Consider the following 14,254-nt stretch of genomic DNA (forward strand, 5'->3'; position numbering starts at 1 on the left):
CACATATTCTAGTACGCCTATTTGACAATCTCTCTTCCTTATTATACTATAACCTATTCTGGTAATTATGGCTTTAGAAAGGGAAAAACAACTTACGGAAGCGATAAACCGCGCCCGCCAAATTTTGGTGGTTTTTAGACATGACTCTGGCGACGGCCTAGCCACAGCCTTGGCCTTAGGGCAAATCCTTAAAAAAATGAACAAGCAAACGGAAATAATCAGCCCCAATTTTTCCCCTCCCGCCATCTTCAATTTCCTGCCCGGTTTTAAAGAAATTCACACTAATCTTTCGCCTCTACAAAAATTCATCATCAAAGTTGATTTATCCAAAAATAAACTGGCTTCTTTAAGTTATGATGTTAAAGATGATAATTTATTCGTCTATATCACACCTAAAACAGGATTGATTTCTCACGAAAACATTAAAACCGCTACCACGGATTTAAAATTTGATTTAATCTTTACGGTGGATTGTCCGGATTTGCAATCACTGGGGACACTGTATCAAAATAATACCGATCTCTTTTCCAAAGTGCCTATTGTTAACATAGACCATAACCCAGCCAATGAAAATTTTGGTTCAATAAATCTAATAGATATTTCGGCCATGGCCAGCGCGGAAATTGTTTTTGAATTATTGCAAAAAACCTGGCCGGATTTTATCACTTCGGAAATTACTACTTTACTTTTAACGGGCTTGATTGTTAAAACCCAAAGTTTTCGCACGCCCAACATTAACGGCCGCACTTTGCACAACGCCAGTCAACTGGTAAATTTGGGAGCGGACAGAGAAAAAATTGTCACTGAACTTTATCGTCGTCGCACCCTGCCCACTTTAAAATTATGGGGCAAGGCACTAAGTAATTTAAAAAATGATAATGCCTGCGGCTTGGTTTGGACAGCACTGTCAAAAAATGATTTGCATGAATCCGGCGCCACAGCCCAGGAGTTGCCAGAAGTGGTTGACGAACTGATTGCCAACTCTCCCGAGGCCAAAATTATTGTCTTGTTGTATGAAACAGAAATGGGCGTAGAAGGAATTGTGACAGCACAAAATAATTTTGACGCGCTGATGCTCACAAAAATATTCAATCCCGAAGGCACCAAGCAACGTGCGCGGATAACTATAAAAAATAAAAATTTGTTAACGGCGGAAAAAGAAGTGGTGGAAAAGATTAAAGAAGCGTTGGGAAAATAAAAATCGTTGACGAAATGTCAAGAGCGATTTTTTTGTTGGCGCAATTTTTTTGTATAAAAAATCCGCCGGTACTCAAACCAGCGGAGGAAATGACAAAGTTAATTACACGTCGCAGTTAAGCCGGCTTTTTGGGCAATTTTTTGCACCGCCGCCGAACCCAATTCTAAAGCCGCAAAATACACCGCCGATTCTTTTTCATTTAAACCAAATTGTTCCAAAATTGTTGATTTCATAAGATAGTTTCACTATATCAAAAATCTATTGAACAAGCATTTTTTTGGCCTGCAATTCTTTTTTAGAAAGCCATAAAAATACACCCACCACTATAAAAGTTATTACGGGCGAAAACCAACTGGGAATATGCGCTTGCAAACTTTCGGCGAGCATTATTGCGCCTAAAACGCCAATGGAATACATAGCGCCATTTTTTAAATAACGATATTTTTTAACAGTTTTAATGCCATGTACGGTAAAATATCGAACCACCACGGCTCCTAAACCATTACCAAGTAAAATTAAAGGAATGGAAACCGTGAAAGCAAACGCGCCTAGCACTCCATCAATAGAAAAAGTGGTATCGATCACTTCCAAATATAAAATTTTGCTGATATCCGAAAGATGCCCCGTGGTTAACTCCTTCTCTTTTTCTTCGGCATTCTTTTTAAATCCATTAGTAATAAAAAAAGCTGTGGAACCGACCACCGCGCCTAAAGCAATAAACGGGTTGATCTTGATGGTCACCCAAACCACGGTTAACAAAATAACAGAAGCGACGGCGTAAAACCAAAATGATAAACGGTGATGAATATATTTTTCCAAAAAGAAGGCATATTCCTTTGTTTCCAAAAACAACCAATAAAAAAACAAATAAACCAAATACATACCGCCGCCAGCTAAAAGTATAGGGGTCTGTTTTTCAATTATTTTAATTACCGATTGATCAGAACTAAAAGTAGCCCAAAAAGATTGCACCAAATTTAATCCCGGACTGGAAAAATAAATAATTAAAAGCGGCATGAAGCCGCGCACCAAAAAAACGGCAATGATGATGCCGTAAAACAAAAACCAATGGCGCGCCCTCTTAGACATGGTGGAAAGAACATCGGCATTCACCACGGCGTTGTCAATACTGGAAATAACCTCAAACAAAGTTAGGCCCAACACTATTAAAATGATTTCGGAAAAATTCATAATTAATTTATAGGTAGGTTTTTTTGGTGCGCCTGGATGGATTTGAACCATCGACCCTGCGATTATAAGTCGCATGCTCTAACCACTGAGCTACAGGCGCAAAATTAATGAATTGAACTCAAAACTTTAATTTGCATCAAAATTTTCTCTTTCAATGTTACTCGATTAAACATGATTGTGCAAGTACCATGGCCAAATCCTCCTTTATGATTAATGCGCTTACTAATATTTTTTTTAATATAAGGCTTAATAAATTGATCTGATGATATTTTAAGATATTCAGACCAAAAATCAATTTCTTCCTTAATATTCATGTCGGGGTAAAGTTGTAAACCAATCCGTAAATCAGTTCTAGAAATTTTGTGAATATCAGTTAGCCATTTAATAAAAAATTTTAAAATATTAGGATCCGTATTAGCTAATGCCACTCTAGACCAGTCTTGCTTTGATCCCTCGCCCCAATATAATCCCAAACCTATTAAAAATAGTTCTCTTTTATTTAAAGGTAATAATAATTCTTTTTCTCTACAAAATATTTCTTCCATTCTCTTTTTTCTTTTTTCAAACATGGTATTTCTGAATTTTTCTATTCTATCCAAATTTTTATTTCGCAGCTCATCTATCCTCTTTTTAGACAAAGGGAGAAAATAAAGCCAGGAACTTAAAGTACTTTTAGAAACTTTAATTTCTCTTTTAATTTGAGAATAACTCAGTCCTTTTTTTCTTAAAGATAAAGCTTTTTCTCTCAATAAAATTTTGGACATACAAAATAGGTTTGTAGGAATTTATTTCATAAGTACATTATAACATATGTAAATATCTAATATCAAATAAATAGAGATCCCCTATCTGAATGGCCGTGGTCATAAATACGCGATTATGATTATTATGATTTGAGTAATTTAATAATTTGTAAAGAAACCGAACACGCCCCATGACTGACCATGTTTTTGGACTTTTGTCAAGATGCTTGCTAAAATAGCCTTATCTATGTCTATACCCTTAATTATTCAAAAATCCCTCACTCTAGCTCAAAAACAGGAAAAGGGCTTGGTTTTTATTGCGGTTTTATTTAAAAAAATACCTTCGACCGAAATTTTTTTTGTTGGCGGCATTGTGCGCGACTGGCTTTTAAAACGTCCCAGCAAAGATTTTGATTTTGTGATTCGCGGCGTACCGGCCAAAAAACTGGCGGCTTTTTTAAAGACTCAAGGCACGGTTAATTTGGTGGGCGAACGCTTTGGTGTCTTCAAATTCCAACCTAAAAATTCCTCTTCCACTTTTGATATTGCTCTCCCCCGCACCGAACATGCCCTGGGCACTGGCGGCTATCGTGATGTAGAAACTCAATCCGATTATAAATTATCACTGGAACAAGATTTGGCGCGCCGTGATTTTACCATCAACGCCCTGGCTTTGCGGTTAGGAATAAAAAATAAAAAAATTATTGCCGTGGATCTCATTGATGCTTTTGGTGGCCTTGCCGACTTAAAGAAAAAAATACTCCGCACGGTTGGCCTGCCACAGGAAAGATTTCAAGAAGATTATTCCCGGCTTTTACGAGGCTTGCGTTTTAGCGCCGCTTTAAATTTTGAATTAGAAGACAAAACCTGGACGGCTTTAAAAAAACAAATCTCCCAGATAAATAAAGAAATCCGCCTCAACGGAGAAATAAAACGTCTTGTGCCTTACGAAATTGTGGCGCGCGAATTTTTAAAATCCTTAATGAAGAATCCTGTTAAGACAATGGATCTATGGCTTAACTCGGGAGCTTTTAAATACTTGATTCCGGAAATCTTAAAAATGAAAGATTGTCCTCAGCCGCCGCAATTTCATGCCGAGGGCGATGTTTGGACCCACACACGAATTGCCCTGGCCACTATTCATACCCCGGGTTTTAAAAAATTTATTAAAACCTTGCCGATAAATTTACAGGCAGAAGCCCCAATTACCCCAGAGCTAGTGTTGGGAGTTTTATTTCATGATTTAGGCAAGCCTTACACCATCAAGACCCCAGAAAAAGACGGGGTGGATAGAATAAGGACAGATGAACATGACAGCGTGGGTGCGGAGCTAATCAAAAAAATTGGCCAGCGCCTTAAATTTTCCAGCGTAGAAGACTACCCTTGTGACACAGATAAAGTGGCCTGGATGATTCAACGACATCTTTTAACTGTACATGGCGATCCAATGAAATTCACTAACCGTACGATTGAAAAAAATTTCTTTAATCCCCTGGTGCCAGGAGCGGATTTATTAAAATTAATTTATTGCGACCAGATGGCTTCTTACGTCGGTGGCACGCCACAACTGGGATCACTGCCTGTTTTGGTGAAAAGAATAAAATTACTACTAAAAAATCTTAAACAAAAAAAGACTTTGCCCCCGCCGCTTTTGGATGGACACGAAATTATGAAAATTTTAAAAATCCAACCTGGGCCGCAAGTTGGAAAGTATTTGGAAGAATTGCGCGAGGCCCAGCTCTCTAGAAAAATCAAAAACAAAAAAGAAGCACAGAAGTTTCTCACAGTAAAAAAATAATTCCTACCTGCGCGCGCTTGCAAAATTAAAAGACCCTTGTTAAACAGATGTTATTCCGTAAACAAGGGTCTTGCTGTTTTAGTCTGCCGGAGTTACCCGCAGAATTTCTGCAATAGTTGTAAGACCTTGCTTCACCTTAGCCAAACCGGCCTGGCGCAAAGTCATCATGCCCAAACTTTTGGCCTCTTGTCTTAATTCAGCCGGCGAGAGACCACGCAAAAGAGCTTTCTTGAATTCCTCAGACATAGGCAATACTTCTTGAATTCCAACAAACCCCTTAAAACCAGTATTGCCACAAGTTCGGCAACCCCCACCCTTCTTTAATTTGAGAGTCACTAAGTCAGTTGATGTAAAACCAACAGAACTAAGACCCTCCATTGGGCTGTCATCATCTTCTCTGCAATCTTTGCAAATCCGACGCGCCAATCTTTGCGCGCAGATCAAGGACAAAGAAGACGCCAGAATGAAGGGCGAGAAGTCCATATCAAGCAATCTGCCAACCGCAGAAGAAGCATTCTCGGTCTGGAAGGAAGAAAGAACCAGCCGCCCGGACAAAGAAGATTTGATTAGAGCTTCAATCGTTTCTCTGTCCCAAGGCGATTCCCCCACCATCATGACATTGGCACCCTGAGATTCCAAGTGCCGAATGGCTGCTTCAAGGTTGAAGCCAATTCTTGTATTTAGCTGTACCTGATTAATACCGCCAAAATCCTCCAAAATAGGGTCTTCAATCGTAAAGATATTCCGGTTAGGATCATTAAGTTCGGTAAGAAGAGCGTACAAAGTGGTATACCGACCGGAACCAACCGGACCGGTCACCAAAATCAAACCCGAGGATTTTTTAGCCGCCTGTGTTACTTGTTCAAGCTGAGCTGTTTCAAACCCCAGATTTTCCAAGTGCTTTCGCCCATTAGATCTATCCAGAATGTGCAGTACCACACTTTCGCCATGAGCGACAGGCATAGTACTTACATTAAAGTCGACGTTCTTGTCCCTACCCATTACCAGTTGGATGCGGCCTTTTTGGGGCAAAAACCGATCAGTAATATCAAGATCAGCCATGATCTTGATTCTGGCAACTATGGCATCCTTCAGTTTCTGTGGAGGCCGCATAACTTCAAATAATTGACCTTCTATGCGATAACGCACGCGAAAATTACGGGAGTAGGGCTCTATATGGATACTGGAAGCTCCGCGCTTTACCGCATCCACCAGAATCAAATTGACCAATCTGACTATTGGAACCTCTTGCGAGGATGAATACCCCATTCTTTCTTCTTCCCGATTATCAGGTTCTTCATCAGATGAATCCACGGGAAAACTACTCAAATCAACAGGAGTTTCTTCTTCAAAAGATTTCCCAAATCCAGAAGCAAGGTGTGGTGCCTCTACAAAACCAACCCTATAATATCTGTCCAAGGCTCGTTCAATTTTATCAGCAGGAATATTTGCAACTTCAACTTTATAACCAGTCAAAAACTTTATATCTTCAATGGCATCAGTATTACTAGGACCAACCATAGTGATAGTGAGGGTTTTGTCAACGATGCAAAGCGGCACGAGTTTAAACCGCAAGGCCACTTCTCGTGGTACTAAAGCCAACACATCAGATGGCACTTCATACTCATCTAGGTTGAAACCGGTAAAGAAATTAACACCAGTAGACTCGACCATGTTTCTTACCTCTTATTGTAAAGGATCTTATATTTACACCCTACCAATTTATTATCATTTAGTCAATGCCCAAACATTGACAAAATCACCTCAAAATGCTAGGGTAAAAATGATGGAAAGCAATTAACAACAAAGGAAGAAAGTACCATGGCTACGCTGAAGGGAACATCTCTAAGCTTTAGTGGCTTAACTTTCGCGCAGATCGGCGAAAAAATCGTCGAGGCGTCTGGTTCTGATGACGGCAAGGATATCCTCCTTACGCTGACAGAAGGAGAGGAGCAGGGTTTCTGCGCAGTCGTCGGATTGAGAGTCGGCTGGGCCATTGCCACTCTGGTTTCTGATGCTATCGAAAAGAAAACTGGCCACAAACCCGAAGCATTCCCCTATCGGTACAGCAACCTCGTCTTTGAAACGTAACCAAGCTGGTGAAATTGCCCGGTGGTTGCAAAACTATCCGGGCTTTTATTTTACAAAAAACCCAAATCACCCTATAATCATAGATATTAAACATTACCATGAAATACCATATCACTCCTGAAGAAAAAGGCACCCGTTTGGACAAATTCTTAGTGGAAAAAATGCCCCACCTTACCCGCACCCAAATACAAAAAGCGGTCAAGGGCGGGCAGGTTTTGGTTAACGATAAAAAACCCACGCCGCATCATTTTTTAAAAGGCGGCGATATTGTTGACACTGAAGAAATGAAAATTGACACCACATCCTCCGATTCCCAAAAAATTTCTTCAACCGGTAAAACAAAAACCAAAACAAAATTTGTCTTTCCCAAATCTTTGGAGCCAAAAATAATTTTTGAAGATGAAAATTTTTTGGTCATTAACAAACCTTCCGGTATTTTAGTGCACGCGCGCGATGAAAAACTTTTGGATCAAGAACCAACCTTGGTGCACTGGCTAATCAAAAATTTTCCCGCCATTAAAAAAGTGGGCGAAAATTTAATTTTACGCCCGGGTATTGTGCACCGCCTGGACAAAGAAGCTTCGGGAGTTATGATAGTTGCTAAAACCAATCCGGCTTTTCATTTTCTTAAGGAACAATTCAAAACCCGCCAGGTAAAAAAAGAGTATCGGGCTTGGGTTTATGGCAAACTTCCCAAAACCTGGGATGTTATTGCTTTCCCTATTGGCCGCTCTCGTGATGAAGGCAAGATGGCCGCCCGTCCGGTTTCCACCACTAAAGAAAAAATTCAGCCGGGCAAAGAGGCTGTTACAGAATATGAAGTCTTGCAAGAGTTTCCTCACAAAAGTTTAGTTAAAATAATGCCCAAAACCGGCCGCACCCATCAAATTCGTGTGCATTTTTACGCTCTACACCATCCTCTTTTGGGTGACCCTTTATATGAATCTAAAAGTTACAAAAAAATCCCTACCGAACGCTTAATGTTGCATGCTCATAAACTTACTTTAAAAAATTTAGCAGGCGAGGAGCAAACTTTTACCGCTCCCTTACCTAAAGAATTTATATGATCATCACAATTTCCGGAATCCCTGGTTCAGGCAAAAGCACCATTGGCAAAATCCTGGCCCAAAAATTAGGTTATAAATATCTTTCCATGGGCGATTTGCGCGGTGAGATTGCCTTAAAACATAATCTAACTATTGATGAACTCAACAAAATTGGCGAAACAGAAAGTTGGACAGACAAAGAAACCGATGAATATCAAAAAAAATTAGGCGCCACTTCTGACAATTTAATAGTAGAAGGACGCCTGGGTTTTCATTTTATCCCCCATTCTTTTAAGATTTTTTTAAATGTAGGCACTAAAGAGGCGGCCCAACGTGCCTGGCAAAGCAGGGACAGCCGTCCGGACGAAAAAAGGCCAAAAAATTTGGCCGAGGCGGAAGACAACCTGCTTTTAAGGCTGGCTAGCGATAAAAAACGCTATCTAAAATATTACCAAATAGATTATACTGAACCAACCAATTTTGACTTATTTTTAGATACCACCAATTTACCCATTCCGGAGGTGGTTAAGATAATTCTTGACAAAATTCAGGCTTTAAGGTAGAATTTAACTACTAAATTAAAGACGAATAATATTTATGGCAACTAACATTAAACAGACAGAGAATTTGTCCGAAGTAATTAAAAAATTAAGACCGGGCCAAACTGTCAAAGTCTACCACAAAATTAAAGAAGTTAACTCCAAAGGCGAGCTAAAAGAGCGCTTACAAATGTTTGAAGGAACAATTCTTCTTCACAAACACGGGCAAGAACCGGGCGCCACCATTACAATTAGAAAAATTTCCGAAGGCGTGGGGGTAGAAAAGATTTTTCCTATCCATTCTCCCATTATTTCCAAAATTGAAATAATTAAAGAAATTAAATCCAGACGCGCCAAAATGTACTTCTTGCGCAAACCTCACAAAAAATTAAGAGAAAAGAAAAAGGTTAAATAAATTCTGTTTATTTTCAAAACCCCGCCCAAAGGCGGGGTTTTTGTTTTTGCCGATAGACGAACTAAAATTTTATTCATTTTTCTTTAAATACTGCCCGGTATAACTTTTCTTTATTTTCATCACATCCTTAGGTACGCCTTCGGCTACAATTTCTCCGCCACGACGACCGCCTTCCGGCCCCAAATCTATCACCCAGTCCGAATTATTAATCACATCTAAATTGTGTTCAATAATCAAAACTGTATTACCTTTATCTACTAATTGATTTAAAACATTTAATAATTGCTTAATGTCTTCAAAATGCAATCCGGTGGTAGGCTCATCTAAAATGTAAAAAGTTTTTCCGGTGGCGCGGCGCGATAATTCCGTAGCCAATTTTACGCGCTGTGCCTCACCGCCAGACAATTTAGTGGCCGGCTGACCCAATTGCAAATAGCCCAAACCCACATCAACTAAAATTTGTAATTTGTCGGCAATGGCCGGAATGTTTCTGAAAAATTGACGAGCTTCTAAAACCGGCATATTCAAAACATCAACAATATTTTTACCTTGATAATGAATTTCCAGCACATCAGCAGTGTAGCGTTTACCTTGGCACTCGGGACAAAGCACAAAAACATCGGTTAAAAATTGCATAGGAATTCTCACATAACCTTCTCCGGCGCAAGCCTCGCAGCGACCGCCTCCCTTAACATTAAAACTAAATTTGCCCGCATCATAACCGCGCATCTTAGCCTCGGGAATTTCCGTAAATAAATCACGAATAAAAGTAAAAACATTGGTATAAGTGGCCGGGTTGCTTCTGGGAGTCCTGCCAATAGGCGACTGATCAATCATAATTACTTTATCAATATTGTCTAAACCTGTAATAGTTTTATGAGGTGCCGGCAAATCTTTGGAACGATAAAAATGAGCCGACAAAGCCTTGCCTAAAGTTTCTATTACCAAAGTAGATTTTCCAGAACCGGAAACGCCGGTGACACAAACCAATTTACCTAAGGGAATTTTAGCATCAACATTTTTAAGATTAAAGCCTTTAGCCTTTTGAATAGTGATAAATTTACCACTGCCTTTGCGCGCGGAAGCCGCATGAGCAATTTGCACTCGGCCGGAAAGGTAGGCGCCGGTTAAAGATTTTTTATCTTTTTTAATTTGCATTGGTGTGCCCTCGGCTACAATTTGTCCGCCGTAAGCACCTGCTCCCGGTCCCACATCTATCACATAATCAGCCTTTTCCATCATAGTGGCGTCATGCTCCACCACAATTACGGAATTGCCCAAATCGCGCAGAGCTTCCAAAGTAGCGATTAATTTTTCTAAATCCCTAGGATGAAGACCAATAGAGGGCTCATCTAAAATATAAATTACACCGGTGAGCCCAGTGGCTAATTGAGTAGATAAACGCACACGCTGTCCTTCACCGCCAGATAAAGAAACCATGGACCTATCCAGAGTAATATAATCCAAACCAACCTTAATTAAATCATCCAGGCGTTTGCTCATTTCTTTTAAAACCGGAATAACAATTTGCGGCTCAACGGGGTTGCGATCAATTTTAAGTTTGCCCTTGTCACCAATGGTCTTTTCCAATTCGCCAAAAAATATTTGCACGTCTCCCAAGGGCAAAGAAGTAATCTCGCTAATATTTTTGCCAAACAATTTTACAGCCAAAGATTCTTCTTTAAGCCTACGGCCTAAACACAAAGAACATTTTTTCTCCCGCATATATTCTTCTATTTCTTTTCTCACGTAATCAGAATCGGTTTCGCGATGACGACGTTCCAAATCATTTACTACGCCCTCAAATTCCACTTCTTTATTTTCTATTTTGTATTTTTCTTTGCCCGTGCCTTCTAAAATTAAATTGACAAATTTTTTATTCAATTCCCCCACTGGTTTATCCATGGAAAAATCCTGTTTATCCGCCACCGCTTTTAATAATTTTAAATACCAATTTTGATTGCCGGTAATACGCACCCAAGGCTTAATGGCGCCTTCGGCCAAAGTTAAGCGCGGATTAGGAATAATCAATTCCGGATCGGCTTCTAAGGTAATACCCAGTCCCGTACACTTAGGGCAGGCTCCCTGCGGACTGTTAAAAGAAAAATGATTGGGCTCCAAATCCGAAAAACGACGGCCGCAATTAGGACAGCGCCAATGGGTTGATAATAATTCTTCATCTTTAGAATTTTTGCTCCAAGCAATGATAATTAAACCATTGCCCAATTCCAATGCCAATTCCACCAAACGCATAATATCATAAGAGTTGACTAAATTTACTTCTCCCAAAATAACATCCAAATTGCTGATAGTTTGTTCCTTAACTTGAAACAAAAAATCTTCAGCGGTAAAATATTTTCCTTTAAAACGCAAATTTTTAATTTCTTTGGCTTCAATCAAGGAATGTACTTCTTGGAGATTCTTTTTTTCCATTCGGGCAAAAGGCGCCATTATTTTAATGGTTCTTTCGTCATTGACTAATTGCCTGATTTTTTCCACAATTTGTCCCGGGGAATTTTTTTGCGCCTCTAAACTGCAATCAGGACAAATCACCACGCCCACTCTGGCAAAAAGCAAACGCAGGTGATCATAAATTTCCGTCACCGTTCCCACGGTGGAACGAGGATTCTGCGTGGTGGAGCGCTGGTCTATGGCAATAGTGGGAGACAAGCCTTTTATTTCGTCAACGTCGGGCTTATCCTGCATTTCCATAAATTGGCGGGCATAAGCGGAAAGTGATTCGGCATAACGACGTTGACCTTCGGCATAGATGGTATCAAAAGCCAAAGAAGATTTGCCCGAACCGGATAAGCCGGTGATTACCACCAGTTTATTTTTAGGAATTTCCAAATTGACATTTTTTAAATTATTGACTCGCGCGCCGCGAATGATCAATTTTTCTGAAGGCATACACTTTAAAAGTAATTACTTATTGATAAAACAACGAGTTGGATCAATTGGAAGACATAACCCCGCGTCGCTATTGTCTAAGGATGGAAATTCAGATCTTGTTAAATTAATATTACAATTAAATCCATCCTCCAAATTTTTAAGGCTAAAAAGATTTTCTTTGGGAACCAGCACTGAATTTCTTGGCGAAGAAGAATCTTTTTGATAGGACAAAGCTTTACATGACCAATATTCAAAACTATCCGAAGGCAATAATAATTTACTTAAATTAACATTACATAAACCATTTTGTTGACCTAGGGCAAACCAATCGTCACAGCCACCTGCCGCGCCTCCCTCATCATTTACTTCAACTCCTAAATAAAAACCCAAAACACCGCCGCTACCGCAAGTGGAATTTATTTGATTTTCCAACCGACTTTTAGTTACATTAAATTTATATTTTTGGGAATTGGCACCAAGATTCTCGGCGGCAATTGATTGCACGAAAAACGTATCACCGTTATTTTTACAAATACCAATTAACTCAATTTTATTATCAATATAAGGAAATGGGACATCGGTAGAAGATATTACTCCCGATAAATTTCCCTCTTGGCAAAAATAGCTATTTTCACTTTGCTTCACGCAAACCTTGGGAACAGCAGAATTAAAATCATTGCAAGCGTGTCCCCAGCAAGTTTTATTATCGGAATTTTCCCAAAAAAACTCATGACCGCAACGCGGGCCTTGCAAAAAACCGCTTAAAGCGGGACTGCTGGAAAAAAGGTTAGTCTGGGCATCATATTTGTAATCCCCTTCTGGAACTTCCAGAGAGCTCTTAAAACTTCCCGCAAAAGCAACCATGGTTTTTAAAGGTAAATCTTTGCAAAATTCCACAGCAAGCGCGGCAGGCCTGACCATGTAAGTTTTTGGCAGACGCAACCTAACCAAATCCGGATTGATCGTATAAAGCAAAGTATAAGCTCCGAGAAGCAAAAGCAAACCAAAAATAGCACTGCTGATTCTAGTTTTGGCGGCCGTCACTTTTTCCGCAGAACCGGCCGAGGTTAAATAAATAAAACCACCAATAATAATTAAAATTACGGCAATCAAGCCGCCTACGCTAAGTGCAAAAAGATATATGGTTTTTAAATAATCACCCAAATCAGAAAATTTAATCTTACCGCCTATGGTAATTTCCGCATCGGTTTGGCCGGCTGGAATGCAATAACCTGCATTGGGGCCGCAAACATTATCCAAACCCCCCACTAGAAAATTATCAGCGGAAAACTTCCATTTATTTTCTTCAATCATGGCTTTGCAACTGCTATAAGTCCAGCACAAAGGATTAGCAACCGATCCAGACTCGCCGGTTCCCTGCGCCAAAACTGTCGGACTGAAAAAAAATAAACCCAAAACAATCGCTACCCGGAAAATTTTTTTGGATTTCATAAGTTATTTTTAAAATCAAATATTTTTAAGTATTTTTTTCCAGCAAATTCATAAAGAAAACCTTCGCACAGGGTGAGCGGGCAGGGTGTCCGCCGATAGGCGGACGAGCGAGACCGAGCGAGAGCGCAAATTTCCCGCTGGGAAATTTGATAGCGTGTTTTCTGGTGAATTTGCTGGGGAAAAATAAACCTACTTAATCAATTTCTCCCATTCTATTAAAGGAATGGCTCCTTCCACCTTTTGCCCATTCACAAAAAAAGTAGGTGTACCACTAATTCCTAAAGAATAGCCGTCAAACCAATCCATTCCCACCTTTTGTTCTGCTAAGGCGCTTTCCAGGCATTTAGTAAATGATGGCACATCCAGACCAATTTGTCCAGCATAGCTCTTTAAATCTTCTAAAGTAAAGTTTTTTTGATTTAAAAAAAGCTTATCGTGATAAGCCCAAAATTTATTTTGCTTGCCGGCACAAAAAGCCGCCTCGGAAGCTTCTAATCCCCCTTTATGAGCTTCATCTTGCAAAGGAAAATGCCTAAAAGTAAAACTCACTTGCTTGGGATATTTAGTTAAAAGCTCCCTCATAACGGAAAAAGCTTGCTTGGAAAAGGGACAGGTAAAATCGGCAAATTCCACAATTTGCAAGGTAGCGGACAAAGAACCCAGGGTTGGAGCCTCGTCATTTTTTATTTTAGTTGAGTCAAATTTTTGACTAGCCTCATTTTTATTAGGCAAATTAATTTCACTGAAATCGCCGGAGCTTAAATCTACAACTTCTCCTCTTTTAACCTTAATATAAAACTGGGTCGTAAGATAAATAAAATAAAGCAAGAATAAAGTTAAAAAAGACCCTAAGGCAATTAAAAAAAATTTTTTCATATGCTTCCAACTA

The 14,254-nt window shown here is 39.6% G+C and carries 12 protein-coding genes and 1 tRNA gene; 6 read left to right on the forward strand and 7 right to left on the reverse strand.

The genetic code is table 11. From position 1 onward, the window contains the following. The first annotated feature begins 67 nt into the window (after positions 1 to 67). Positions 68 to 1,198, forward strand: coding sequence for a hypothetical protein (locus tag A2294_02805; protein ID OGH86159.1), 1,131 nt, complete (start codon positions 68 to 70; stop codon positions 1,196 to 1,198). A 258-nt stretch (positions 1,199 to 1,456) separates the two neighbouring features. Here the strand turns inward: A2294_02805 and A2294_02810 are convergent, their stop codons facing one another. The 3 genes from A2294_02810 to A2294_02820 all read right to left on the reverse strand — a co-directional run bounded on the left by A2294_02810 (position 1,457) and on the right by A2294_02820 (position 3,153). Further along, entirely contained in the window at positions 1,457 to 2,389 is a 933-nt protein-coding gene (locus A2294_02810) for a hypothetical protein (protein OGH86160.1), read from the reverse strand. Between the two features lie 24 nt (positions 2,390 to 2,413). After that, positions 2,414 to 2,489, reverse strand: a tRNA-Ile gene (locus A2294_02815). A 4-nt stretch (positions 2,490 to 2,493) separates the two neighbouring features. Then, positions 2,494 to 3,153 (reverse strand): hypothetical protein, encoded by a 660-nt coding sequence (locus A2294_02820; GenBank protein ID OGH86161.1) that lies wholly within the window; start codon positions 3,151 to 3,153, stop codon positions 2,494 to 2,496. A 226-nt stretch (positions 3,154 to 3,379) separates the two neighbouring features. On the opposite strand from A2294_02820, the gene A2294_02825 reads away from it, so the two are divergent. Beyond that, positions 3,380 to 4,930: a hypothetical protein gene (locus A2294_02825; GenBank protein ID OGH86162.1), complete on the forward strand. Its 1,551-nt coding sequence runs from the start codon at positions 3,380 to 3,382 to the stop codon at positions 4,928 to 4,930. A 78-nt stretch (positions 4,931 to 5,008) separates the two neighbouring features. Here the strand turns inward: A2294_02825 and A2294_02830 are convergent, their stop codons facing one another. Continuing rightward, positions 5,009 to 6,604, reverse strand: a complete 1,596-nt coding sequence (locus A2294_02830) for a hypothetical protein (GenBank protein ID OGH86163.1) — start codon at positions 6,602 to 6,604, stop codon at positions 5,009 to 5,011. A gap of 147 nt (positions 6,605 to 6,751) precedes the next feature. Between A2294_02830 and A2294_02835 the strand changes: the two genes are divergently transcribed. From A2294_02835 to A2294_02850, 4 genes are all read left to right on the forward strand, one after another. Beyond that, positions 6,752 to 7,021, forward strand: coding sequence for a hypothetical protein (locus tag A2294_02835; protein ID OGH86164.1), 270 nt, complete (start codon positions 6,752 to 6,754; stop codon positions 7,019 to 7,021). Positions 7,022 to 7,119: 98 nt separating this feature from the next. Beyond that, positions 7,120 to 8,088, forward strand: coding sequence for a hypothetical protein (locus tag A2294_02840; protein ID OGH86165.1), 969 nt, complete (start codon positions 7,120 to 7,122; stop codon positions 8,086 to 8,088). Then, positions 8,085 to 8,630, forward strand: coding sequence for a hypothetical protein (locus tag A2294_02845; GenBank protein OGH86166.1), 546 nt, complete (start codon positions 8,085 to 8,087; stop codon positions 8,628 to 8,630). The genes A2294_02840 and A2294_02845 overlap by 4 nt, the downstream gene beginning before the upstream one ends. Before the next feature lie 34 nt (positions 8,631 to 8,664). Further along, positions 8,665 to 9,021 carry a 50S ribosomal protein L19 gene (locus A2294_02850; protein OGH86167.1) on the forward strand — a complete coding sequence of 119 codons (357 nt, stop codon included), beginning with the start codon at positions 8,665 to 8,667 and terminating at the stop codon, positions 9,019 to 9,021. Between the two features lie 69 nt (positions 9,022 to 9,090). On the opposite strand, the gene A2294_02855 is transcribed toward A2294_02850, so the two are convergent. The 3 genes from A2294_02855 to A2294_02865 all read right to left on the reverse strand — a co-directional run bounded on the left by A2294_02855 (position 9,091) and on the right by A2294_02865 (position 14,241). Continuing rightward, positions 9,091 to 11,931, reverse strand: a complete 2,841-nt coding sequence (locus A2294_02855; GenBank protein ID OGH86168.1) for an excinuclease ABC subunit A — start codon at positions 11,929 to 11,931, stop codon at positions 9,091 to 9,093. 15 nt (positions 11,932 to 11,946) lie between these two features. Next, positions 11,947 to 13,365 carry a hypothetical protein gene (locus A2294_02860; GenBank protein OGH86169.1) on the reverse strand — a complete coding sequence of 473 codons (1,419 nt, stop codon included), beginning with the start codon at positions 13,363 to 13,365 and terminating at the stop codon, positions 11,947 to 11,949. A gap of 189 nt (positions 13,366 to 13,554) precedes the next feature. Further along, positions 13,555 to 14,241 carry a hypothetical protein gene (locus A2294_02865; GenBank protein OGH86170.1) on the reverse strand — a complete coding sequence of 229 codons (687 nt, stop codon included), beginning with the start codon at positions 14,239 to 14,241 and terminating at the stop codon, positions 13,555 to 13,557. Between the last annotated feature and the right edge of the window lie 13 nt (positions 14,242 to 14,254).

The organism is Candidatus Magasanikbacteria bacterium RIFOXYB2_FULL_38_10 (assembly GCA_001783145.1).
Lineage (GTDB): Bacteria > Patescibacteriota > Patescibacteriia > Magasanikbacterales > UBA10003 > GWC2-40-17.